Source organism: Flavobacterium sp. S87F.05.LMB.W.Kidney.N (genome assembly GCF_004366435.1).
GTDB lineage: Bacteria > Bacteroidota > Bacteroidia > Flavobacteriales > Flavobacteriaceae > Flavobacterium.
Genome location: NZ_SODX01000004.1, coordinates 196182 through 220786, shown reverse-complemented (window position 1 = coordinate 220786; position 24605 = coordinate 196182). Strand labels below are relative to the sequence as shown.

Sequence of the window (24605 nt, the reverse complement as noted above, 5' to 3'; positions counted from 1 at the left end):
GCCTTTTGTTTGGCTTCAAAAAAAAACTTAGCATCTTAGAAGCTTAGCAACTTAGAACCTTTCAAAAGCTTCTTAGGAACTTTCTTTTTAAATTCTTAATTTTGCCTAAAAGGAGAAAATTACATGCAGAAATATATTGACCAGCTCAACGAAGCGCAAAGACAGCCCGTTCTTAAAAAAGATGGGCCAATGATTATTATTGCTGGTGCAGGTTCGGGAAAGACCCGAGTTTTAACAATTAGAATTGCTTATTTGATGGCGCAGGGCGTTGATGCCTTCAATATCTTATCGCTGACTTTTACCAATAAGGCGGCCCGCGAGATGAAACACAGGATTTCGGATATTGTGGGGGCGAGCGAGGCAAAGAACCTTTGGATGGGAACGTTTCACTCTATTTTTGCGCGTATCCTGCGTGCAGAATCTGATCATTTAGGTTATCCTTCCAATTTTACCATATATGATTCTCAAGATTCGGCTAGATTAATTTCTTCAATTATTAAAGAAATGCAGCTGGATCGTGATATTTACAAACCAAAACAAATTTTAGGGCGTATATCTAGTTACAAAAACAGCTTGATTACGGTAAAAGCCTATTTTAATAATCCAGAATTGGTTGAAGCCGATGCAATGGCCAAAAGACCAAGATTGGGAGAAATATATCAGCAGTATGTGGAGCGCTGTTTTAAAGCCGGCGCAATGGATTTTGATGATTTATTGTTGAAAACCAATGAATTGCTAACTCGTTTTCCAGAAGTTCTGGCTAAATATCAAGATCGTTTTCGTTATATTTTGGTTGATGAGTACCAAGATACAAATCACTCTCAGTATTTGATTGTTAGGGCTTTATCTGATAGGTTTCAGAATATTTGTGTGGTTGGAGATGATGCGCAGAGTATTTATGCTTTCCGTGGTGCCAATATTAATAACATTTTGAATTTCCAGAAGGATTATGAAGGTGTAGTAATGTTTCGTTTAGAGCAGAATTACCGTTCGACAAGAAATATTGTTGAAGCGGCAAATACTGTAATGGAGCATAATAAAACCAAACTAGACAAAGTAGTTTGGACTGCAAACGAATTTGGTCCTAAAATTAAAGTTCACAGAAGTTTGACAGATGCTGAAGAAGGGCGTTTTGTAGCCAGTACGATTTTTGAGCAGAAAATGCAGAATCAGCTTCATAATGGTGCTTTTGCAATTTTGTATCGTACTAATGCTCAGTCACGTGCGATGGAGGATGCTTTGAGAAAACGTGATATTCCGTATAGAATTTACGGCGGATTGTCGTTCTACCAACGTAAGGAAATTAAGGATGTTTTATGTTATTTACGCTTGGTTCTAAATCCGAAAGATGAAGAGGCTTTGATTCGTGTAATTAATTATCCTGCGCGTGGAATTGGAGACACAACGGTCGAAAAATTAACAATTGCAGCCAATCATTACAAACGATCGATTTGGGAAGTAATGGTTAACATTGATAAAATAGATTTAAAACTGAATACTGGAACAAAAAACAAACTGAAAGATTTTGTGACGATGATTCAGAGTTTTCAGGTTATAGATCAGAATCAGGATGCTTTTTATATTACAGACCACGTTGCAAAGAAAACTGGTTTGGTTCAAGAATTAAAGAAAGATGCTACGCCGGAAGGAATGGCGAAGATTCAGAATATAGAAGAGCTTTTAAACGGTATTAAAGATTTTACCGAAGGGCAGCGAGAAATTGATGGAGCAAGAGGCGCGCTTTCTGAATTTATGGAAGATGTGGCTTTGGCAACAGATTTAGACAAAGATACCAATGATGAAGATCGTGTAGCTTTAATGACGATTCACTTAGCGAAGGGACTTGAATTCCCGCACGTTTTTGTGGTGGGTATGGAAGAAGATTTGTTCCCGAGTGCGATGAGTATGAGTACTAGAAGTGAATTGGAAGAAGAACGTCGTTTATTTTACGTAGCTTTAACTCGTGCAGAACATCAGGCGTATTTGACTTATGCGCAATCTCGTTATCGCTGGGGAAAACTGACAGATAGTGAACCTTCAAGATTTATTGAAGAAATTGATGGTCAATATTTAGAATATCTAACTCCTGCAGAAACGAATTATCGCTATAAATCACCAATTGATGGTGATATTTTCGGTGATGTTGATAAGTCTAAACTAAGATTAGCAAAACCGGTGGGAGGAACACCTCCAAAACATATTACAGATAATAATCCGAAACCGGATTTGAATATCAGAAAGTTAAAGCCAGTAGGAACTAATCCGAATGCAAGTGCACCAAATTTATTTGACAGTAAATTGACTGTTGGAAATGTTGTAATGCACGAACGTTTTGGTAAAGGAGAAGTGATTAACCTAGAAGGTGTTGGCGCTGATAAAAAAGCAGAAATCAAATTTGAAGTAGGAGGAATTAAGAAACTCTTGCTGAGATTTGCTAAATTAGATGTGGTAGGATAAAAAAAATGTTTCAAGTTTCATGTTTCAAGTTATGAAAAACAACTTGCAGCCTAAAACCTCAAACAAAAAAACTAAAAAAAATTATGGCCGAATTTATAAAAATATATCCAGATAAACCTAGTGAAGCTGCAATTGCAAAAGTTGTAAAAGTGCTTCAAAATGGTGGATTGGTGATTTATCCAACAGATACTGTTTACGGTTTAGGTTGTGATATTACCAATTCGAGAGCATTAGAAAAAATTGCTAAGATAAAAGGAGTTAAATTGGAGAAAGCCAATTTTTCATTTATTTGTCATGACCTTAGTAATTTATCAGATTATGTGCGTCAGATTGATACTTCGACTTTTAAAATATTAAAAAGAGCTTTGCCAGGACCTTATACTTTTATTTTACCTGGAAATAATAATCTTCCAAAAGAATTTAAAAAGAAAACTACAGTTGGTATTCGTGTTCCTGACAATAATATTATTTTAGAAATTGTACGTCAGTTAGGAAATCCAGTAGTCTCAACTTCTATTCGTGATGAAGATGATGTGATTGAATATACAACAGATCCTGAATTGATCTTTGAGAAATGGCAAAACCTTGTAGACCTAGTAATTGATGGAGGATATGGAGATAATGTTGGTTCAACAATTATAGATTTATCTGAACATGAACCAGTTATTGTAAGAGAAGGAAAAGGTGAAATTGATATTTTGTAAATAAATACTTTAATTGTATAAAAGTTTAAAAATAATACCTAACTTTAGTACAGTTAAAATTTAGTTAGTTATTTAAAAATAATGCTATTCTTGATTAGCCAAAATTAAGAATACAAAAAAGCAGGTCAATCGACCTGCTTTTTCTGTTTTTATAAAATTTAAAACAAGAATTATTTAGCTTGTTTTTTCATTTCTTTTTCAATCATATCATAGAATTGATCGATTTTTGGCATAACTACAATACGAGTTCTTCTGTTACGAGCTTTGTTTTCAGCAGTATCATTAGCAACTAATGGTACATAAGAACTTCTACCTGCAGCAATTAATTTAGCTGGGTTAACACCAAGATCGTTTGTTAAAACACGAACGATAGAAGTAGAACGTTTCACACTTAAATCCCAGTTGTCTAAGATAATTCCGTTGCTTTTGTAAGGAACATTATCTGTGTGTCCTTCAACCATACATTCGAAATCTGGTTTGTCGTTAACTACTTTTGCAACTTTTGCTAATACACCTTTTGCTGCATCAGTTACTTCGTAGCTTCCGCTTTTGAATAATAATTTATCAGCGATAGAGATAAATACAACTCCTTTTTCAACATTGATTTCGATATCTGGATCGTTGATTCCAACTGCACCTTTTAAACTAGTAACTAATGCTAAAGTAACACTGTCTTTTTTAGTTAAAGCGTCTTGAAGTCTAGAAATTTTTAAATCTTTTTCTTTTAAGCTTTCAAGAGATTTTTCAAGATTCTCAGCACCTTTAGTAGTTAAGATAGTTAAATCTTTAGAGCTGTTGATTAAATCTTGATTATGTTGTTTGTAGCTTTCAGCTGTTGCAGCTAATCCAGCTTTTTCTTCTAAGCACGAATTTAATTTTACAGTACATGAGTTTAACAAATCTTGAGTCTCTTTGTTCTTAGCTTCCAACTCAGCATATTTCTTTTTAGAAACACATGATGTTAAAGCCATTAATACTGATAGTGCGATAACTATTTTTCTCATAAATTTAATTTTAATTAGACTTGATTACAAATTTAGTTTTTAATATTTTGAATACTGTTAAAGATTTCTTTAAATAAGGTCATTTTCCTGATATAATAAAGGAAAACGATGCTTTTAACCATATAGTATTGCTGTATCTGAAAATCTTTTCGTTTTCCGAGATATTTTAAAGATAAGCAATAAAATGAAAAATGTGCCTTTAAAATAGCAAAAGTGTGCCCGAATTTCCCTTGTGTAAGAAAACGGATACCTGCAATGCCGTCTAAAATCATACGGAAAAAAATCACAAAAAATAATCCCCTTTTTGGCAGATTTTTGACAAGCATTAATAATGAATTTCTAAAATTCAAATAGGTCTTTTTAGGATTTCCCTGTTGTAATGTTGCACCACCAACATGATAAACGAGAGATTGATAATTATACTTAATAATATGTCCGTCGTTTGCAGCTCTCCAGCATAAATCAATTTCTTCTTGATGAGCAAAAAAACTTTCATCAAAACCTCCTAATTCATAAAATACATTCTTTCTAATGAAAAAGCAAGCGCCTGAAGCCCAGAATAATTCAATATTTTCATCATATTGTCCGTTATCTTTTTCTACGGTATCAAAAATTCTTCCTCTACAAAATGGAAATCCATATTTGTCAATAAAACCACCCGCAGCACCAGCATATTCAAAATATTCTTTGTTTTTAAAATCGAGAATTTTAGGCTGAATAATAGCGGTTTGTTTTTCAGTATCAAAAGTTTCGAGAATTGGCTTAAGCCAGTTTTCTGTAACTTCGATATCAGAATTGACCAATGCATAAATTTCTGCATCAATATGTTTTAATGCATCATTATAACCTTTTGCAAAGCCGTGATTTCCTGAGTTTTTGACAATCTTTACGGTAGGGAAGTTTTCTTTAACGAACTCGATAGAATTATCTGTAGAATCGTTATCAGCAACATAAATTGCCGCGCCTTCTGAAAATTGAATAACAGATGGTAAAAACTGCTCAAGCAATTTTACTCCGTTCCAATTTAAAATTACAACTGCTATTTTATCCAAAAGTACTTAATTATTTATTTATTTTTAATGGTTTTCTTTATAATCAGGCAGGTTTCTCAAAAACTCATATTTTTCGTTTTCAAAATCCATTTGACAATAAAAATGGTTTAGTCCGTTTGTGACATTCAAAAACCGTGCCTGCATCGTCATATTATAACGGGCAATTTGGTCAAAAGTTGCCTGAGAGATTTTAACTTCTGGTGCTTTACATTCTACTAATATATGTATAGTACCATCTGAATTGAAAACCACAACATCATAGCGCTTTCGTAATCCGTTGACGGTTAAAACTTTCTCTACATTTATAAGTGATTTGGGATATTTTTTTTCGTACATTAAAAAATGCACAACGTGCTGGCGAACCCATTCTTCTGGCGTGAGAATTATAAATTTTTTCCTGATTTCATCAAAAATAGACACTTTATTTTCGCTATTTTTGAATCGGAAAGTGTAAGCAGGGAAATTAAGTTTTAACATAAGGCAAATATAATTTGAAAATTAGTCAATTTGAAAATTAGTTAATTATTTATTTTTGAAACTGAAAACTGAGCCTGAACACTGAAAACTTAATTTAATGGACGAAGTAGTAAAAATCGCTAACGATATAAAAGCCGGAAATATTAAACCAATTTATTTTTTAATGGGTGAAGAGCCTTATTATATAGATAAATTGTCTGAATATATTGAGCAGAATGTTTTGGCTGAAGAAGAGAAAGGCTTTAATCAGACAGTTTTGTACGGAAGAGATGTTTCTATTGATGATATTGTTTCAACAGCTAAACGCTATCCTATGATGGCTGATCGTCAGGTTGTTATTGTGAAAGAGGCTCAGGATTTGTCTCGAACAATAGATAAAATAGAATCTTATGTAGAGAATCCGATGGAAACCACAGTGTTGGTTTTCTGTTATAAATATAAAACACTCGATAAACGTAAAAAGGTCACTAAACTTTTAGCACAAAAAGGTGTCGTTTACGAAAGCAAAAAGTTATACGAAAATCAAGTTGGCGACTGGATAAAGCGTGTTTTGGCGGGTAAAAAATATACGATTGATCCGAAAGCTAATGCTATGCTTGTAGAGTTTTTAGGAACAGATTTAAGTAAAATTAATAATGAACTTGAAAAACTTCAGATCATTTTGCCGCAGGGAACTATGATTATGCCTGAGCATATTGAAGAAAATATTGGTTTTAGTAAAGACTACAATGTTTTCGAACTTCGAAAAGCAATTGGTGAACGCAATCAGCTAAGAGCATATAAGATAGCAGAAAATTTTGCTCATAACCCTAAAGAATATCCTTTGGTTATGACGACAGGATTGGTATTCGGCTTTTTTATACAGCTTCTAAAATATCACGGACTGAAAGATAAAAATCCAAAAAATGTGGCTGCCGCAATTGGAGTAAATCCATATTTCTTGAAAGAATATGATTTGGCTGTAAAAAATTATCCAATGCGAAAAGTTAGCCAGATCGTTGGCGCTCTACGAGATATTGATATTAAAAGTAAAGGTGTGGGAGCCAACGCTTTACCACAATCCGATTTGCTGAAAGAAATGCTGTATAAAATATTTAATTAAGCCAGTAAAATTCACGATATTTGCGTTTCTAAAAATTTTGCTACTTAAAAAATAATTACACAATTATGGGAATGAATAAAAATACCGTTTTAGGATGGGCTACTTTTATAATGGTACTTATGGGATTGTTACTTATAGGTCTTGGTGTTTTTAGATACAGTGAAGTATCAGGCTGGGGATTTGCTGCTGTTGGGGTTGGATTTTTGGCTAATGCATGGGTATTCAATGCTTTAAAAGGTAGAGTTTAAAATTGATTGCAATTAGAATATTAAAAAATCATTAATTAAAATTAAAATAATATAGAATGTCAGACGATAAGAAAGTAATTTTCTCAATGCAGAAATTGAGTAAAACCTATCAGGGAGCAGATAAACCTGTTCTTAAAAATATTTACTTGAGTTTCTTTTACGGAGCAAAAATTGGTATTTTAGGACTTAACGGTTCTGGAAAATCTTCACTTTTAAAGATTATTGCTGGAGTAGATAAGAACTATCAAGGAGATGTGGTTTTTCAGCCAGGTTATACTGTTGGGTATTTAGAGCAAGAACCAATTCTTGATGATTCTAAAACAGTTATTGAAATTGTTCGTGAAGGAGCAGCAGAAACGATGGCGGTTTTAGAAGAGTACAATCAGATAAACGATTTATTCGGTCTTGAAGAGAATTATTCAGATCCAGATAAAATGGATAAATTGATGGACCGTCAAGCAGCATTACAAGATAAAATTGATGCTCTTGGTGCTTGGGAAATTGATACGAAATTAGAAATTGCAATGGATGCATTGCGTACTCCAGAAGGAGATACGCCTATTAAAAACCTTTCAGGAGGTGAGCGTCGTCGTGTAGCTTTATGCCGTTTGTTATTGCAGCAGCCGGATGTACTGCTATTAGATGAGCCTACCAACCACCTTGATGCTGAGTCAGTTCTTTGGTTAGAGCAGCATTTAGCACAATATTCAGGAACTGTAATTGCTGTAACGCACGACCGTTATTTCTTAGATAACGTTGCTGGATGGATTTTAGAGTTGGATAGAGGAGAAGGTATTCCATGGAAAGGAAATTATTCTTCTTGGTTAGATCAAAAATCAAACCGTATGGCTCAGGAAGAAAAAGTGGCTTCTAAACGTAGAAAAACTTTAGAGCGTGAGTTGGAGTGGGTTCGCCAAGGAGCAAAAGGTCGTCAGACCAAACAAAAAGCTCGTTTACAGAACTACGACAAATTATTAAACGAAGATCAAAAACAACTAGATGAAAATCTAGAAATCTATATCCCGAACGGTCCGCGTTTAGGGACAAATGTTATTGAAGCGAAAAATGTTGCTAAAGCTTTTGGTGATAAATTATTGTATGATAATTTAAACTTTACGTTGCCACAAGCAGGTATTGTTGGAATTATCGGACCAAACGGTGCTGGTAAATCTACCATTTTCAAAATGATTATGGGAGAGCAAGCTACAGACAGCGGAGAATTTTCAGTTGGTGAAACTGTAAAAATTGCTTATGTAGATCAGTCTCACTCTAATATCGATCCGAACAAATCGATCTGGGAGAATTTCGCAGATGGTCAGGAATTGATTATGATGGGAGGAAAGCAAGTTAATTCTAGAGCTTACTTATCTCGTTTCAACTTTGGTGGCGGCGAGCAAAACAAAAAAGTGTCAATGCTTTCTGGTGGAGAACGTAACCGTTTGCATTTGGCAATGACATTGAAAGAAGAAGGAAACGTACTTTTACTGGATGAGCCTACGAATGATCTTGATGTGAATACACTTCGTGCACTTGAAGAAGGTTTGGAGAATTTTGCAGGTTGTGCCGTAATTATTTCTCACGACAGATGGTTCTTAGATAGAATTTGTACACACATTTTAGCTTTCGAAGGAGACTCTGAAGTTTACTTTTTCGAAGGAAGTTTCTCTGATTATGAAGAAAACAAAAAGAAACGTCTTGGCGGTGACTTAACTCCAAAACGTTTGAAATACAGAAAATTAATTAGATAATTTTTCTAATAAATTCCAAATAGAAAATCCCAAATTCCAATTATAGTGAATTTGGGATTTTTATTTTTTTGCACTGTGTCTAGTTTGTCATTTTCGATCCCGAGGCTTCGGGAGAGAAATCTTCGCGAGAAACTCAACAAAGATTGGATTCTCGTTATGTATAAAATTGGAATTTGGAACTTTCTATTGGAATTTCTTCTTAAAGAAATTTCGATTTCAATTCCGGTGTAGGAATCATGCAGCTTTCTTTTTTGCCATACCAATTGTATCGGTTTTTGGCAATGTAGTCGTAAATGAAATCGCTTATAAAAATCGGAACAATTCTAAAAATCGGAATTAATTTCCAAAAACCACCAAAGTTTTTTCCTATTTCAATTGCTGCCGAAGATTTATAAAAATAAGCTGTTCCTGGATCGTATAAAATAATGCTGTCCATTTTTGAAAAACTAATTCCCAGATGTTTGCAAATTGAAATTCCTAATTCTGACTGCAAGGCGACAAATCTAAAAATATCTTTTTTGTCTTTTTTTATAATAAATTGTACAGCAGAATTGCAGAGATTACAAACTCCGTCAAAAAGGATTATTTTTTTATTCTTTGGAATATCTTCCATTATTGTAAGGTCAAGTTTTTCTACTATTCTAAAACGCATTTTTAAAATTGTAAATTTATGAGTTAATTAGGTAATATTTTCAAAATTTATCTATTTTTAAATTTTAATAAATTTTATTTATCAAAAATGGCTTTAATATTTACTTTTAAATTAATTTAAAAAATAAATCAACCTCTTTTGTTGTGTTTTAAAAGATCGTTTGTTAAATAGCTTTATTTTAATTTTATCTAATTTTTAGCATATTTTAAAAACTGAAAACCGCCACTGAGACTGAAAATTATTTTTTAACAGCCTCAACTAACTCCAATTCGTCTAAACTTACTTTCGATGTAAAAATTCCGTAATTAACTGTTGCTTTATTTTTTTCGATAGAATCGATACTTCCCACAGATCTTCCATCCATCATTCGTACTCGGTCTCCCACTTTTAAAATTGGTCTTGGTTTTTCTACAACAGGTTTTAGTTTTTTCTCTTTTTTCTCTTTTCGAATTTCCTCAACTTTTACCTGAACTTCAGCAATAATTTCTTTTTGTTTTTCAACTTTTGCTTTGGTTTCTTTTGGAGTTGCTTTTTTTCGTTTTGAATTTTCAATTTCAACTATTTTTAAAAATTCACCTATTAGTTCTTTTTTATTTTTGTTGTTGAAATATTTTTCGGCGATGTCATCAATTTTTTGTCCAATGTAAATAATCTTTTGGTTGCTGTCATATAATTCTTGATAGCTTTCCAATTTTTGCTGGATTCTAGTATTGATGTTTTCCATCTTTTTACTTTCTTCCCGTGCACGAGTTTCTTCTTCTTTTAAATTCAAAGAAGTTTTTTCAAGCTTCGATCTTTCTTTTTGAAGAGTTGCAATGGTTTTATCAAAACGAACTTTTCCAACTTCGATTTTCTTTTTCGCACGATTGATCAATCCAAACGGAATTCCATTTTTTTGCGCAACTTCAAATGTAAACGAACTTCCAGCCTGACCCAAAGCTAATTTATACATTGGTTCGAGAGACTTTTCGTCGAACATCATATTGGCATTTGTAGCATAGGGTAATTCGTTTGCCAAAATTTTTAAATTGGAGTAGTGCGTTGTTATAATTCCAAATGCTTCTCGATGATAAAATTCTTCCAAGAAAATTTCAGCCAAAGCGCCTCCCAATTCAGGATCAGAACCTGTGCCAAATTCGTCAATTAAAAACATCGTTTTCTTGTTGCATTTCTTCAAGAAATAATTCATGTTTTTTAATCTGTAGCTATAAGTACTTAAATGATTTTCAATAGATTGATTATCTCCAATGTCGGTTAAAATTCTATCAAATAAGAAAGTTTCACTTCTTTCGTGAACTGGAATTAAAATGCCAGATTGCAGCATCAATTGTAATAAACCAACAGTTTTCAAGGAAATAGTTTTCCCTCCGGCATTTGGTCCAGAAATTACAATAATTCTATTTTCTTGTTTAAGCTCAATTGTCTGTGGGTGCGTAACTTCTTTTTTTTGTTTGTTATTCAAATACAAAATCGGATGATAGGCTTCTCTAAAGAATAATCTTCTTTCTTCTGTAATTGCAGGTAAGATTCCGTTGATGCGATTGGCGTATTTTGCCTTTCCCGCAACAACGTCAATATCACTTAAAAAGTCTTGATATTCAATTAGTAATGGTAAGTAAGGACGAATTACGTTTGATAGATTTTTTAAAATTCTCGTAATTTCTTCCTTCTCCTCATATTCTAAATTTGCTAGCTCTCTTGAATATTTTAGAGTAGCTTCTGGTTCGATATAAGCAATGCTTCCCGTTTTGGAACTTCCTAAAATAGAACCTTTTACTTTACGACGATACATTGCTAACACTGCCAAAACCCTGCGGTTTTGTACAAAGCTTTCTTTAATATCATCCAAATATCCTAAACCATTATATTGTGTAAGCGCAACGCCAAAACTTTGATTTACTTTTCCGCGCACCAAATTCATATTTTGGCGAATGCTCAATAAAGCCGGCGAAGCATTATCTTTAATTTCTCCATATTTATCGACAATGGCATCAATTGCCGTAATAATGTCTTTTGTCAATTCTACCCTAGAAGCCCTAGCGTTAAGATTTGGATAATAGTCGTCAAATTTTTTAAGGAAACTCAATAAGACATTTGTAGTTGCAGAAAGATTGGCAATTTTTCTAAAACTGCCAACTTCCAAGAAACTATCTTCAATTGCTAAAAACTTAATTTCATGAGTTATAGCATCGAATCCGTGATTAGGAATCGCGTTATTATTTTGAAAAGAAGATACATATTCTGATGTCTGCATCAAGGACTGCATCAATTCTTCTTTATCTCTAAATGGTTTTATTTGTAAAGCCTTTTCCTTTCCAATATCGGTGTTGCATCCATCTGAAATGGTTTCGAGTACTGTTGGAAATTGTAAGTCTTGTAATGTTTTTTCGGTAATACTGATCATTTAATCTCTTTATGAAAGTAAAAGCAAAAGTACGAAAACAATAATGAATTATGAATTATGAGTTTTTTTATTTGCTGTCGTTCTAACTTTTGGTTTTCAATTTTTTATACTTTTCTTTTTAGTAAATATGATTTTAAGTAATTATTTCTGAAATTCGCATAAAAAAAATTATGGACGTAAAAATGCATTCTTCTTGGAAACCAGTTTTGAATGAAGAATTCGAAAAACCATATTTCAAAGAATTAATTGAATTCGTAAAATCAGAATATACTACGAAAGTTTGTTATCCAAAAGGGAGTCAGATTTTTTCAGCTTTTGACCATTGTCATTTTGATGAAGTAAAAGTTGTTATAATTGGTCAGGATCCTTATCACGGTCCAAACCAGGCAAATGGTTTGTGTTTTTCTGTCAACGATGGAATTCCGTTTCCACCTTCTTTATATAATATTTTTAGAGAAATCGAAAGTGATTTAAATAAACCTTTACCAAAAACTGGGAATTTGGAGCCCTGGGCAGATCAAGGTGTTTTTCTTTTAAATGCCACATTAACAGTGAGACAATCTGAAGCAGGAAGTCATCAGGGAAAAGGATGGGAAAAATTTACGGATGCTGTAATCAAACAGATTTCTACGGAAAAAGAAAATGTAGTATTCCTGCTTTGGGGCGGTTTTGCTCAAAAGAAAGCTGCGTTAATTGACGCTTCCAAACATCATATCTTAAAATCAGGGCATCCTTCACCGTTAAGTGCAAATAGAGGATTTTGGTTTGGAAATAAACATTTTAGCCAGACAAATGATTTCTTGAAATCGAAAGGATTGAAAGAAATTGAGTGGTAAATTTTATAGGTAACAAAGTTGCAAAGGTAAAGCTTTGCTTCTTTGGGCCTTTGTAACTTTCCATGAAATATTTTTAACTAAAAAATCTTTTGAATCTCCAATCTCGATAGCTATCGGGAGCGAGAAACAAAAGATTTAATTTGTGTTATTTTTTGATAATTTCTTCTAAAACAGCTTTGTTTTCGTAGTTTGTAACTTTTAGGATGATCTCTTGGTTTTTAACTGTTTTACCTTCAATGATATAAAGTTTACCTTTATTGAAAGGAACATTACTTTGGTCAAAATCAACATCTCCGTAAGTTAATGTGTTTTTAATATCTGCAGTGTCAACCCATTTTTCATTTAAAGTCTGAATTGCTTTATCTGAATATTGAAAAGGTTTTGTTCTAAGATTGTTAAGAACTCGGGCATTTGGAAAATAGTTGCAGCGAGTATCTTTTCCACTAAAAACAAGAGCTACAAAAAAACAGCCCATAATTAGGCCGATTAGATAATATGCAAAACGGTGTACGAACTTCATGAAATAAAATTTTTGCAAAGGTACATTAAAGTTCCCTTAAAATACAAGTAAATTGATATCGTTATCTGGCAAATCAAACCAGTCGCCAATAGCTTTGTTTGTTAGGATTCCGTGATAAAGATAAATACCGTTTTTAAGACCTTTGTTGCATCTAATAGCACTTTCTATTCCACCATCTTCGGCTATCTGATGTAGATAAGGTGTTAGAATGTTACTAATTGATAATGAGGCGGTTTTGGAATATCTAGAAGGTATATTTGGTACACAATAGTGTAAAACATTGCTCTTAATAAAGGTTGGTTTTTCGTGGGTAGTAACTTCTGATGTTTCGAAGCAGCCTCCAGTGTCAATGCTTACATCAACAATTACAGCACCTTTTTTCATGTGTTCTACCATAGTTTCTGTAACTACAATTGGACAGCGTTCTTTTCCGCGCATGGCGCCAATAGCGACATCACAACGTCTTAATGCTTTTAGTAAGCCTTTTTGTTGTATAGTCGAAGTAAAAATTCGCTGATTTAAATTATTTTGCAAGCGGCGTAATTTGGTAATCGAATTATCGAAAACTTTTACATTTGCTCCTAATCCAATTGCTGTTTTTGCAGCAAATTCACCAACAGTTCCAGCACCGAAAATAACAACTTCAGTAGGAGGGACGCCAGTAATATTTCCAAATAAAAGGCCTTTTCCAAATTCATCCGTAATCATTAATTCTGCAGCAATAAGAATTGAGGCTGTTCCTGCAATTTCGCTTAAAGATTTTACTGCTGGATACGAGCCGTCCTCATCTTTGATATATTCAAAAGCTAAGGCTGTGATTTTCTTTTGAGCTAAAGCTTCAAAGTATTCTTTCTTTTTGGTTTTGAGTTGAATAGCCGAAATGATTACCGTTTCTGGATTTATCATTTGTATTTCGGCTAAAGTCGGCGGCTCCACTTTTAGTAAAAAGGGACAGCCAAAAACTCTTTTGGTATCTTTTGTAATTTCTGCGCCCGCATCGGCATATTCTTTATCGGTATAACTCGAACTTTCCCCAGCTCCAGATTCAATCATGACACGGTGACCCGCATAAGTTAAGGAATTTACAGCATCGGGAGTAAGGCATATACGACGTTCCTGATAGCTTGTTTCTTTGGGGATTCCTATAAAAAGTTCTCTTTTAAAACGACCAACCTCAAGTTTTTCTTCTTGTGGTATTAATTGTTGTTTTGTAAATGGAGTTAACGTGATTGACATGGGTGGTGCAAAAAATTAAGAGTACAAATTACGTAAAAAGATTTAAAATTAGTGCAAAAATTCTGCTAATACTATAAGGTGTGAATGTTAAGAAATTTTCTCTTAAGTTTTTTACTCTTTGTCGTGAAGATTTGTAAAGTTTTTATACTAATTTTAGTTCTCTTTTTCCGTCTGCAAGTAATTCAATATTAATAGTTGAAGTTTCCTCTGGAAGAAGATTTTCAATTTTTTCAGACCATTCAATAAAACACCAGTTTCCAGAGTACAAATAATCATCGACGCCCATATCAAGCGCTTCAGTTTCTTTATTTAATCTGTAAAAATCAAAATGATAAACGGTCTGATTATTGGCAGCATTATATTCGTTCACCAAAGAAAAGGTTGGACTGCTGGTGGCATCCTGAACACCTAAACTTTTGCATAATTGCTTTATTAAAGTGGTTTTTCCAACCCCCATTTCTCCATTAAAAAGAATAATTTTTTTAGGATTTGATGCTAAAATCTGCTCTGCAACTTCTTGAATTTGATCTAATGAAAAAACGATATTCATTGTTATGTCTATTTATTTAGTCTCAGTCGCAGTTTTAAGTCTCAATTAGAAACTGAAAACTGAGACTGCGACTGAAAACTTTTTTATTTCGGGTTAAATACCAAAAACGGAATAATCATTTCTTCTAACGAAATTCCGCCATGTTGATATGTATTTTTGTAATAACTCACATAATGATTGTAGTTGTTTACATAAGCCAGAAAGAAATCATTTTTGGCAAAAATAAACGAACTGCTCATGTTTATAGCTGGTAAACCAATTGTTTTAGGTTCTTTTACTACATACACGTCTTTTTGTTCGTAGGTTAAACTACGACCAGTTTTGTAACGCAAATTTAGACTTGTATTTTTATCTCCCACAACTTTCGACGGATTTTTTACATTAATTGTTCCGTGATCTGTGGTTAAGATTAATTTGAATCCTAAAACCTGTGCCTGCTGGATGATTTCTAATAAAGGAGAGTTTTTAAACCAACTTAGTGTTAATGAGCGGTATGCCTTATCATCTGAAGCTAATTCTTTTACTACTTCCATTTCTGTCTTAGCGTGCGAAAGCATATCTACGAAATTGTAAACAACAGTAACTAAGTCATTGCCTTTTAAAGCTTTGAAGTTCTCTGCAAGCTTTTTACCGCCGGCATAATTGGTAATTTTGAAATAATCTTCCTTAATATTTAAGCCTAATCTTTTCAATTGAGCCGATAAAAATTCAGCTTCGTAAAGATTTTTCCCTCCATCTTCAACGTCGTTTTTCCAATATTCAGGAAATTGTTTTTCCATATCCAAAGGCATTAAACCAGAGAAAATAGCATTTCTAGCATATTGAGTTGCTGTTGGAAGAATAGAAAAATAAGGAACCTCTTTTTCTAATTTGTAATAATTTGCAATTACAGTTTCAAAAGATTTCCATTGGTCGTAACGAAGGTTGTCGATTACAACAAATAAAACAGGTTTGTCTTTCTTTTTTAATTCTGGAACAACTAATTCTTTAAATAAAGTATGAGATTGAATAGGTTTGTCTGCTTTTGGAGCAAACCAATCTTCATAATTTCGTTCAATATATTTTCCGAATTGTGAATTGGCTTCAACTTTTTGAGATTCTAAAATTTCGATCATCGCCTGATCATTAATGTTTTCAAGCTCTAATTCCCAGAAAAGTAATTTTTTATACAATTCAACCCAGTCTTCATACGAATTCACCATTGCCAATTCCATTGCAATTTTTCTGAATTCCTTTTGATAATCCAAAGTTGTCTTTTCAGATATCAGTCTTGAATGATCCAAATTCTTTTTCAAACTCAATAAAATCTGATTAGGATTTACAGGTTTTATCAAGTAGTCGGCGATTTTAGAACCTATGGCTTCTTCCATAATGTACTCTTCTTCGCTCTTTGTAATCATAATCATTGGTATGGCTGATTTTTTTTCTTTCATTTCAGAAAGCGTTTCTAAACCGCTCATTCCAGGCATATTTTCATCCAAAAAAACAATATCGAAATTATCTTCTTCAAACAATGCAATAGCATCAAGTCCGTTATTACAAGTTGTAACTTCGTAATTCTTTTTTTCTAGAAATAATATATGGGGCTTTAAAAGATCGATTTCATCATCGACCCAAAGTATTTTGATCTTATCCATAAAACAAATTTATTTTTACTGCAATTTAAAGTTATAGAACTTAAAAAGTATTAAAAATAGTATAAAATTATCAAAGATAAACAACGATTGTATGTTGATTTTTTACATTTTTAAATATAGTTGTCTGACAATCATTATAATTTTAATATTGATTTTTAAATAAAAAACTCCAAACTCTTTATTCTTATTTACTTATATTTGTTGACCAAAAAAATAACCCGATTGTGACTCAGATCAACAAATTAAAAATATTCAACGATCCTATCTATGGCTTTATTACGATTCCAAACGAGCTGATTTATGATTTAATCCAACATCCCTATTTTCAGCGTCTTCGTCGTATCTCTCAAATGGGATTGTCATATTTGGTGTATCCGGGAGCAAATCATACGCGTTTTCATCATGCGTTAGGATGCATGCATTTAATGCAGAAGGCAATTGATACACTTCGTTTTAAAGATGTTGTGATTTCTTCAGAAGAAGAAAATGCTTTATTGATAGCTATTTTGCTTCATGACATCGGTCACGGTCCGTTTTCTCACGCAATGGAAAGAAGTATTGTTGAAGATGTTCATCATGAAGCGATTTCATTATTATTTATGAATCAGCTAAATGAGGAGTTTGGCGGGAGATTGAGTTTGGCAATTCAGGTTTTTAAAGGAGAATATCATAGAAAATTCATGCTGCAATTGATTTCAAGTCAGTTGGATATGGATCGAATGGATTATCTAAAACGTGACAGTTTTTATACTGGAGTTGCAGAAGGAAATGTAAATTCTGAACGATTGATTCAGATGATGAATGTTGAAAATGATGTTTTGGTTATTGAAGAAAAAGGAATTTATTCGGTAGAAAAATTCTTGCTTTCTAGAAGATTAATGTATTGGCAGGCTTATCTGCATAAAACGAGTTTAGTAGCCGAATTAATTTTAATGAAAACATTAAAGAGAGCTAAAGAGTTGACATTGAAAGGAATTAACCTACCTTGCAGTGAACCGCTTTCGTATTTCATGCATAATAAGGTTACTTTGGATGATTTTGATGCAGAAAAGTTAGATTTGTTTTCGCAGCTTGATGATTTTGATATCATTAGTGCTTTGAAAGCTTGGCAGAGACAAGATGATTTTGTTTTAAGTACATTAAGCAAAATGATCATTAATAGAGATTTATTGAAAATAAAGTTAAGTGCAGAGAAAATTTCAATGGAAGAATCACAATCTTTGAAAGAACAATTTGCCAACTTGCACCATATTACACAATTAGAAGCTGGATATTTTATTTTTAGAGGAAAAATTAAAAACCAGGCCTACAGTAAAGAAGCCGAACCTATTAGAATTTTGAAAAAAGATAAAACAATTGAGGATGTTGTTGAAGCTTCTGATCAGCTGAATTTGAAATCGTTATCTAAATTGGTAACAAAATATTATATCTGTTTCCCAAAACAACTTATCTAAAATTAACATTTAAAATCTATTTTTTATATTTTTGTCGCGATGAAATTTACAGCAGAACAAATAGCAGGAATTTTAGAAGGAGAAGTTGTTGGGAATCCCAATGCAGAAGTTTCTAAACTTTCTAAAATCGAAGAAGGCGAAGAAGGATCGCTTACTTTTTTGGCTAATCCAAAGTATATCAACTATATATATACAACAAAAGCGACAGTTACAATTGTTAACGACACTTTTGTTCCGGAGCAGGAAATTACGACTACACTAATAAAGGTAGAAGATGCTTATGCGGCGTTTTCTAAGCTTTTGCATTTCTATAATCAAGTAAAATTAAATAAAACAGGTATCGAACCTCAGTCCTTTATGTCTGAAGGAACTAAATATGGTGAAAACTTATATTTAGGAAGCTTTAGCTATGTAGGACAGAATGTGGTTTTAGGTAATAATGTAAAAATTTATCCGAACAGTTTTATTGGTGATAACGTTGTTATTGGTGACAATGTATTCATTTTCGCTGGAGCAAAAATTTACTCAGAAACAGTAATTGGTAATAATTGTACCATTCATTCTGGAACTATTATTGGTGCAGATGGTTTTGGTTTTGTACCAAATGAAGAAGGTATTTATAGTAAAGTACCTCAGATAGGAAACGTTATTATCGAAGATAATGTTGATATTGGTGCCAACACTACAATAGATAGAGCAACTCTTGGTTCTACAATAATTAGACAAGGAGTTAAACTAGACAATCAGATCCAGATCGCCCATAATGTTGAAATCGGTAAAAATACTGTAATTGCTGCTCAAAGTGGTGTTGCAGGTTCTACAAAGATTGGAGAAGGTTGTATGATTGGCGGGCAAGTTGGTATTGCAGGCCACTTAATTATAGGTAATAATGTGAGACTTCAGGCGCAGTCTGGAGTTGCAAGGAACATTAAAGATGATGAAACTCTGCAAGGAACACCATCTCTTGGATACACAGATTTTAATAAATCGTATGTTCATTTTAAGAATCTGCCTAAAATTGTGTCCGAAGTTGAAGAATTAAAGAAACAAATAATAAACCCAAAAAATGGAAATAATGGTTAAACAGAAGACCATCAAGAATGAAATTTCGCTAACAGGAGTTGGATTACATACTGGAAAAGAAGTTACAATGACTTTTAAACCTGCTCCCGTTAATAATGGTTTCACTTTTGTAAGAGTAGATTTGCAAGGTCAACCAGTTATTGAGGCTGATGCTAATTATGTTGTTAATACTCAAAGAGGTACAAATCTTGAAAAACTTGGAGTAAAAATTCAAACACCAGAGCACGTTTTAGCGGCAGTTGTTGGATGCGATTTGGATAATATTATTATTGAATTGAATGCCTCTGAACTTCCAATTATGGATGGTTCATCAAAATATTTTGTTGAAGCAATAGAAAAAGCAGGAATTGAAGAACAAGATGCAAGCCGTAATGTTTATGTTGTAAAAGAAGTTATCTCATTTACAGATGAAGCAACAGGAAGCGAAATTCTTGTTATGCCTAGCGATGAGTACCAAGTAACTACAATGGTAGATTTTGGTACAAAAGTTTTAGGAACTCAAAATGCTACACTTAAAAGTTTATCAGATTTTAAACAAGAAATTGCAAGTTCTAGAACTTTTAGTTTTTTACATGAATTAGAATCATTGTTAGAAAACGGACTTATTAAAGGAGGCGATTTAAATAACGCAATTGTTTACGTAGATAAAGAGATTTCTGAGTCTACAATGGAGAATTTAAAGAAAGCCTTTGGTAAGGATGAAATATCTGTAAAACCAAATGGAGTTTTAGATAACCTTACTTTACATTACCCAAATGAGGCAGCAAGACACAAACTGCTTGATGTTATTGGAGATTTATCTCTTATTGGCGTGCGTATTCAAGGAAAAATTATTGCTAATAAACCAGGTCACTTTGTAAATACTCAGTTTGCTAAAAAGCTGGCTAAAATTATCAAAATAGAACAAAGAAATCATGTTCCAACTTATGATTTGCATCAAGAACCATTGATGGATATTCATAAAATCATGTCGATGCTTCCTCACAGACCTCCATTTTTATTAATTGACAGAATTATAGAAATGTCTGATCGTCATGTGGTTGGATTGAAAAATGTTACTATGAACGAAAATTTCTTCGTAGGGCATTTTCCAGAAGCTCCAGTAATGCCAGGAGTTTTAATTGTTGAAGCAATGGCACAGACAGGTGGTATTTTGGTATTAAGCACCGTTCCGGATCCTGAGAATTATTTAACGTACTTCATGAAAATTGATAACGTTAAATTTAAGCACAAAGTGTTGCCGGGAGATACCTTAATTTTTAAATGTGAATTGATTTCTCCAATCAGAAGAGGGATTTGCCATATGCAGGCAAACGCTTATGCAAATGGTAAATTAGTAACTGAGGCAGAATTAATGGCACAAATAGCAAGAAAACAATAATAAATTATCAAATTTATTGTTTAGGTTTGTTGCCTGAAATTAGAATATTTTAATTAAAAATATAAAACATACAGATGAATCAACCATTAGCATATGTTCATCCTGGCGCGAAAATCGCTAAAAACGTTGTAATAGAGCCATTTACAACAATTCACAATAATGTTGTTATTGGTGATGGTACTTGGATTGGTTCAAATGTGACCATTATGGAAGGCGCTCGAATTGGGAAAAATTGCAATATTTTTCCAGGAGCTGTAATTTCTGCAGTGCCACAAGATTTAAAATTTGGAGGAGAAGATTCTCTTGCAATTATCGGAGATAATTGTACTATTAGAGAATGTGTAACTATAAATAGAGGAACAATTGCATCTGGTCAAACAGTACTTGGAAACAATTGTTTAGTAATGGCTTATGCGCATATTGCTCACGACTGCGAAATTGGAAACAATGCTATTATTGTTAATGGTGTTGCTTTGGCTGGTCACGTAGTTGTTGGTAATCATGCTGTAATTGGAGGTCTTGCAGCGATTCATCAATTTATTCATATTGGAGATCACGCAATGATTTCTGGGGGATCGTTGGTAAGAAAAGACGTTCCGCCTTTTACAAAAGCTGCAAAAGAGCCTTTGTCATATGTTGGAATTAACTCGGTTGGTTTAAGAAGAAGAGGTTTTACTACTGAAAAAATTAGAGAAATTCAGGAAATCTATAGAATTTTGTATCAAAAGAATTATAATACAACACAAGCTTTGAGTATTATTGAAGCTGAAATGGAAGCGACTCCTGAAAGAGATGAAATTCTTGATTTTATTAGAAATTCGTCTCGAGGAATTATGAAGGGTTATTCAGGTAACTATTAAAATAAAAAGTTTAATTGTTTATTTGTTTAATCGTTTAATCGAAAAAACAGTTAAACGGTTTAACGATTCAACAAAAAATAAATAAAATAAAAACAAATGGCATCTACATCAGATATTAGAAACGGATTGTGTATTAAATTTAATCACGATATCTATAAAATTATTGAATTTCTTCACGTAAAACCTGGAAAAGGTCCAGCTTTCGTAAGAACAAAACTGAAAAGTTTAACAACAGGAAAAGTATTAGATAATACATTCTCTGCTGGACATAAAATCGAAGATGTTCGTGTAGAAACACATACATTTCAATTTTTATATGCTGAAGGAGATGAATTTCACTTTATGAATGCTGAAACTTTTGAGCAGATTTCATTAAACAAAAATATTTTAGATGCTCCTGGGTTATTAAAAGAAGGAACAAATGTAATGGTTCAGATTAATACTGAAACTGATTTACCTTTGTCTGTTGATATGCCAACATCTGTAATTCTTGAAGTTACTTATGCTGAGCCAGGTGTAAAAGGTAATACGGCTACAAACGCAACTAAATCTGCAACAGTAGAAACAGGTGCAAACATCAACGTTCCTTTATTTATCAATGAAGGTGACAAAATTAAAATCGATACGGCTTCAGGTTCATACATGGAGCGTGTAAAAGAGTAGTTTTTTAATTAAGATAAATTTGACAATGAGTCAATTAGATAATTTATGAATCGACATAATTTTTGTATATTCATATTCTAATTGACTCATTTTCTAATTGACAAATTTTCTAATTATAATATATGAAATTTCCAAAGAGTCATTCTTTACAAGAAATTGCAAATTTGCTTAAATGCAAATTTATTGGCGACAAAGACTTTCAAGTTTTAGGCATGAACGAAATACATGTTGTAGAACCTGGTGATATAGTTTTTGTTGACCATCCAAAATATTACGATAAAGCTTTGCAGTCAGCAGCTACAATTGTTTTGATAAACAAAGAAGTAGAATGCCCAGAAGGTAAAGCACTTTTAATTTCTGATGATCCGTTTAGAGATTTTAATATTTTAACGAAACATTTTAAGCCTTTTCAATTTGCAAATGTGGCAATTGCACCATCTGCAGAAATAGGAGAGGGGACAATAATTCAACCAAATAGCTTTGTTGGAAACCATGTTAAAATTGGAAAAAACTGCCTAATTCATTCTAATGTTTCTATTTACGATCACACCATTATTGGTGACAACGTGATTATTCACGCAGGAACTATTTTAGGTGCCGATGCTTTTTATTACAAAAAACGTCCAGAAGGTTTTGATCAATTAGTTTCTGGCGGAAGAGTAGTTATTGAAGATAATGTTGGTATTGGTGCGCTTTGTACAATTGATAAAGGCGTTACAGGGGATACAACAATTGGAGCTGGAACAAAACTAGATAATCAAGTACATGTTGGACATGATACTGTTATCGGAAAAAAATGTTTAATTGCCTCACAAACTGGTATTGCAGGTTGTGTTATTATTGAAGATGAAGTAACATTGTGGGGGCAAGTAGGAACCACTAGTGGTATTACAATTGGTACAAAAGCTGTAGTAATGGGTCAGACTGGTGTAACTAAATCAGTTGAGGGCGGAAAATCATACTTTGGTACTCCAATTGAAGAATCTAGAGAAAAATTGAAACAATTAGCCAATATCAAGAAGATTCCTGAAATTTTAAGTAAATTGAAGTAATATGTCTATTAAAGAATTTGTTCAGAAATTTTATAAGTCAGATGCCTTAATTGATAGCGAAATTTTAAAAACATATCTGCATCCTGATGTTATTCTTGAATGGAACAGCAGTAAAGGTTTCATTGAGATGGATTATAATTCGATACTAGAAATGGCCAATGAGCTTAGTCGTGCCTATGTGCGATCTAAAGTTAGAATTAGTCATATTATTAGTGAAGATGATTTAGTATCAGTACGTTATTCTCATTTTGTGAAAACTATAGAGAATCCGAGAGAAGAAATGCTTTTAGCACATTTTTCTACAATTTGGCAGATTAAAGATGATAAACTTTATAGAGGTTATCAAATGAGTCAATTTTCTTAATATTTTTTTGACAATAAAAGAGGCAAAATACATTACAAAACCTTATTTTTGCAACACAAATTTAAAAACTACATAAAATATATATCATGAGTGTTTTAGTTAATAAAGATTCCAAAATAATTGTTCAGGGATTTACAGGAAGCGAAGGAACTTTCCACGCTTCTCAAATGATTGAGTATGGTACTAATGTTGTTGGAGGTGTTACTCCAGGAAAAGGTGGTACCAGCCATTTAGACCGTCCAGTTTTTAATACAGTAAAAGACGCTGTTGATCAAGCTGGTGCTGATACTTCTATCATTTTTGTTCCGCCAGCTTTTGCTGCTGATGCAATTATGGAAGCTGCTGATGCTGGAATTAAAGTAATTATTGCTATTACAGAAGGAATTCCTGTAGCAGATATGATTAAAGCAAATAATTATGTTAAAGAAAGAAATTCAAGATTAATTGGTCCAAACTGCCCAGGTGTAATTACTCCAGGTGAAGCTAAAGTTGGTATTATGCCAGGTTTCGTTTTCAAAAAAGGAACTGTTGGTATTGTTTCTAAATCTGGAACTTTAACTTATGAAGCTGCTGACCAAGTTGTAAAACAAGGTTTAGGAATCACTACAGCAATTGGTATTGGTGGAGATCCAATTATTGGAACTACTACTAAAGAAGCTGTAGAATTATTAATGAACGATCCAGAAACTGAAGCAATTATTATGATTGGTGAAATTGGAGGTCAATTAGAAGCTGATGCTGCTAGATGGGTAAAAGCTGATGGTAACCGTAAACCAGTTATTGGATTTATCGCTGGAGAAACTGCTCCTGCTGGTAGAACAATGGGGCACGCAGGTGCTATTGTTGGTGGTTCTGATGATACTGCTGCTGCTAAAAAACAAATCATGAGAGACAACGGAATTCACGTTGTTGATTCACCAGCTGAAATTGGTAAAAAAGTAAAAGAAGTACTTGGATAATATCCAATCTCGATCCTGAAACTTCGGGACGGGATAAAATAATAAATTCCAAAAAGTCTCAATATTTTGTTGAGACTTTTTTACATTTTAAAATACTGAGGTATAAATAGAAATAACTTAGCATCTTAGAACCTCAGTATCTTAGAAGCTTAAAAAAGAAAT

At 33.0% G+C, this 24605-nt stretch carries 23 protein-coding genes; 14 read left to right on the top strand and 9 right to left on the bottom strand.

Translation table 11 applies throughout. The features are described from left to right. Positions 1-123: 123 nt before the first annotated feature. A complete protein-coding gene (locus EDB96_RS13535) occupies positions 124-2457 on the top strand; it encodes an ATP-dependent helicase (RefSeq protein WP_057118048.1) in 2334 nt (777 codons plus the stop codon). A gap of 83 nt (positions 2458-2540) precedes the next feature. Next, positions 2541-3161 (top strand): L-threonylcarbamoyladenylate synthase, encoded by a 621-nt coding sequence (locus tag EDB96_RS13530; protein WP_057118047.1) that lies wholly within the window; start codon positions 2541-2543, stop codon positions 3159-3161. Between the two features lie 170 nt (positions 3162-3331). On the opposite strand, the gene EDB96_RS13525 is transcribed toward EDB96_RS13530, so the two are convergent. From EDB96_RS13525 to EDB96_RS13515, 3 genes are read right to left on the bottom strand one after another with little or no spacing between them, the layout of a single operon-like run. After that, positions 3332-4165 carry a flagellar motor protein MotB gene (locus tag EDB96_RS13525; protein ID WP_057118046.1) on the bottom strand — a complete coding sequence of 278 codons (834 nt, stop codon included), beginning with the start codon at positions 4163-4165 and terminating at the stop codon, positions 3332-3334. 32 nt (positions 4166-4197) lie between these two features. Continuing rightward, a complete protein-coding gene (locus EDB96_RS13520) occupies positions 4198-5217 on the bottom strand; it encodes a glycosyltransferase family 2 protein (protein ID WP_057118045.1) in 1020 nt (339 codons plus the stop codon). A 24-nt stretch (positions 5218-5241) separates the two neighbouring features. Then, entirely contained in the window at positions 5242-5694 is a 453-nt protein-coding gene (locus EDB96_RS13515; protein ID WP_057118044.1) for a type I restriction enzyme HsdR N-terminal domain-containing protein, read from the bottom strand. Between the two features lie 97 nt (positions 5695-5791). On the opposite strand from EDB96_RS13515, the gene holA reads away from it, so the two are divergent. From holA to ettA, 3 genes are all read left to right on the top strand, one after another. Further along, positions 5792-6796, top strand: coding sequence for a DNA polymerase III subunit delta (gene holA / locus EDB96_RS13510; RefSeq protein ID WP_134141334.1), 1005 nt, complete (start codon positions 5792-5794; stop codon positions 6794-6796). Between the two features lie 71 nt (positions 6797-6867). Further along, positions 6868-7044, top strand: a complete 177-nt coding sequence (locus EDB96_RS13505) for a CAL67264 family membrane protein (protein WP_198530125.1) — start codon at positions 6868-6870, stop codon at positions 7042-7044. A gap of 56 nt (positions 7045-7100) precedes the next feature. Continuing rightward, the gene (ettA, locus tag EDB96_RS13500) at positions 7101-8792 is read left to right on the top strand and encodes an energy-dependent translational throttle protein EttA (RefSeq protein ID WP_057119783.1); all 1692 of its coding nucleotides are present in this window, start codon (positions 7101-7103) and stop codon (positions 8790-8792) included. 199 nt (positions 8793-8991) lie between these two features. Here ettA and EDB96_RS13495 read toward each other — a convergent pair whose 3' ends face one another. After that, on the bottom strand, positions 8992-9405 hold the full coding sequence (locus tag EDB96_RS13495) for a thiol-disulfide oxidoreductase DCC family protein (protein ID WP_134141816.1): 414 nt from the start codon (positions 9403-9405) through the stop codon (positions 8992-8994). Positions 9406-9682: 277 nt separating this feature from the next. Beyond that, positions 9683-11848, bottom strand: coding sequence for an endonuclease MutS2 (locus tag EDB96_RS13490; RefSeq protein ID WP_057118039.1), 2166 nt, complete (start codon positions 11846-11848; stop codon positions 9683-9685). 170 nt (positions 11849-12018) lie between these two features. On the opposite strand from EDB96_RS13490, the gene EDB96_RS13485 reads away from it, so the two are divergent. Continuing rightward, a complete protein-coding gene (locus EDB96_RS13485; protein ID WP_134141332.1) occupies positions 12019-12684 on the top strand; it encodes a uracil-DNA glycosylase in 666 nt (221 codons plus the stop codon). A 145-nt stretch (positions 12685-12829) separates the two neighbouring features. Here the strand turns inward: EDB96_RS13485 and EDB96_RS13480 are convergent, their stop codons facing one another. From EDB96_RS13480 to EDB96_RS13465, 4 genes are all read right to left on the bottom strand, one after another. Further along, complete coding sequence (locus EDB96_RS13480) at positions 12830-13204, bottom strand: DUF4258 domain-containing protein (RefSeq protein ID WP_057118037.1); 375 nt, start codon at positions 13202-13204, stop codon at positions 12830-12832. A gap of 36 nt (positions 13205-13240) precedes the next feature. Continuing rightward, the gene (locus tag EDB96_RS13475; RefSeq protein WP_134141330.1) at positions 13241-14440 is read right to left on the bottom strand and encodes an alanine dehydrogenase; all 1200 of its coding nucleotides are present in this window, start codon (positions 14438-14440) and stop codon (positions 13241-13243) included. Positions 14441-14582: 142 nt separating this feature from the next. Then, the gene (gene tsaE, locus EDB96_RS13470) at positions 14583-14990 is read right to left on the bottom strand and encodes a tRNA (adenosine(37)-N6)-threonylcarbamoyltransferase complex ATPase subunit type 1 TsaE (protein WP_134141328.1); all 408 of its coding nucleotides are present in this window, start codon (positions 14988-14990) and stop codon (positions 14583-14585) included. A gap of 83 nt (positions 14991-15073) precedes the next feature. Next, a complete protein-coding gene (locus EDB96_RS13465; protein WP_057118034.1) occupies positions 15074-16627 on the bottom strand; it encodes a bifunctional response regulator/alkaline phosphatase family protein in 1554 nt (517 codons plus the stop codon). A 224-nt stretch (positions 16628-16851) separates the two neighbouring features. Here EDB96_RS13465 and EDB96_RS13460 point away from each other — a divergent pair, with 224 nt between their 5' ends. From EDB96_RS13460 to sucD, 8 genes are all read left to right on the top strand, one after another. After that, complete coding sequence (locus EDB96_RS13460) at positions 16852-18081, top strand: HD domain-containing protein (protein WP_134141327.1); 1230 nt, start codon at positions 16852-16854, stop codon at positions 18079-18081. 39 nt (positions 18082-18120) lie between these two features. Next, complete coding sequence (lpxD, locus tag EDB96_RS13455; RefSeq protein ID WP_057118032.1) at positions 18121-19164, top strand: UDP-3-O-(3-hydroxymyristoyl)glucosamine N-acyltransferase; 1044 nt, start codon at positions 18121-18123, stop codon at positions 19162-19164. Next, positions 19157-20545, top strand: a complete 1389-nt coding sequence (locus tag EDB96_RS13450; protein WP_057119781.1) for a bifunctional UDP-3-O-[3-hydroxymyristoyl] N-acetylglucosamine deacetylase/3-hydroxyacyl-ACP dehydratase — start codon at positions 19157-19159, stop codon at positions 20543-20545. The genes lpxD and EDB96_RS13450 overlap by 8 nt, the downstream gene beginning before the upstream one ends. A gap of 74 nt (positions 20546-20619) precedes the next feature. Further along, positions 20620-21405 (top strand): acyl-ACP--UDP-N-acetylglucosamine O-acyltransferase, encoded by a 786-nt coding sequence (gene lpxA / locus EDB96_RS13445; RefSeq protein WP_057118031.1) that lies wholly within the window; start codon positions 20620-20622, stop codon positions 21403-21405. A 96-nt stretch (positions 21406-21501) separates the two neighbouring features. Then, the gene (gene efp, locus EDB96_RS13440) at positions 21502-22068 is read left to right on the top strand and encodes an elongation factor P (protein WP_057118030.1); all 567 of its coding nucleotides are present in this window, start codon (positions 21502-21504) and stop codon (positions 22066-22068) included. A gap of 122 nt (positions 22069-22190) precedes the next feature. After that, positions 22191-23120, top strand: a complete 930-nt coding sequence (locus EDB96_RS13435) for a UDP-3-O-(3-hydroxymyristoyl)glucosamine N-acyltransferase (RefSeq protein WP_134141326.1) — start codon at positions 22191-22193, stop codon at positions 23118-23120. 1 nt (position 23121) lies between these two features. Continuing rightward, positions 23122-23484: a nuclear transport factor 2 family protein gene (locus tag EDB96_RS13430; RefSeq protein WP_057118028.1), complete on the top strand. Its 363-nt coding sequence runs from the start codon at positions 23122-23124 to the stop codon at positions 23482-23484. A gap of 86 nt (positions 23485-23570) precedes the next feature. Then, on the top strand, positions 23571-24443 hold the full coding sequence (sucD, locus tag EDB96_RS13425; protein ID WP_057118027.1) for a succinate--CoA ligase subunit alpha: 873 nt from the start codon (positions 23571-23573) through the stop codon (positions 24441-24443). Positions 24444-24605 lie beyond the last annotated feature (162 nt).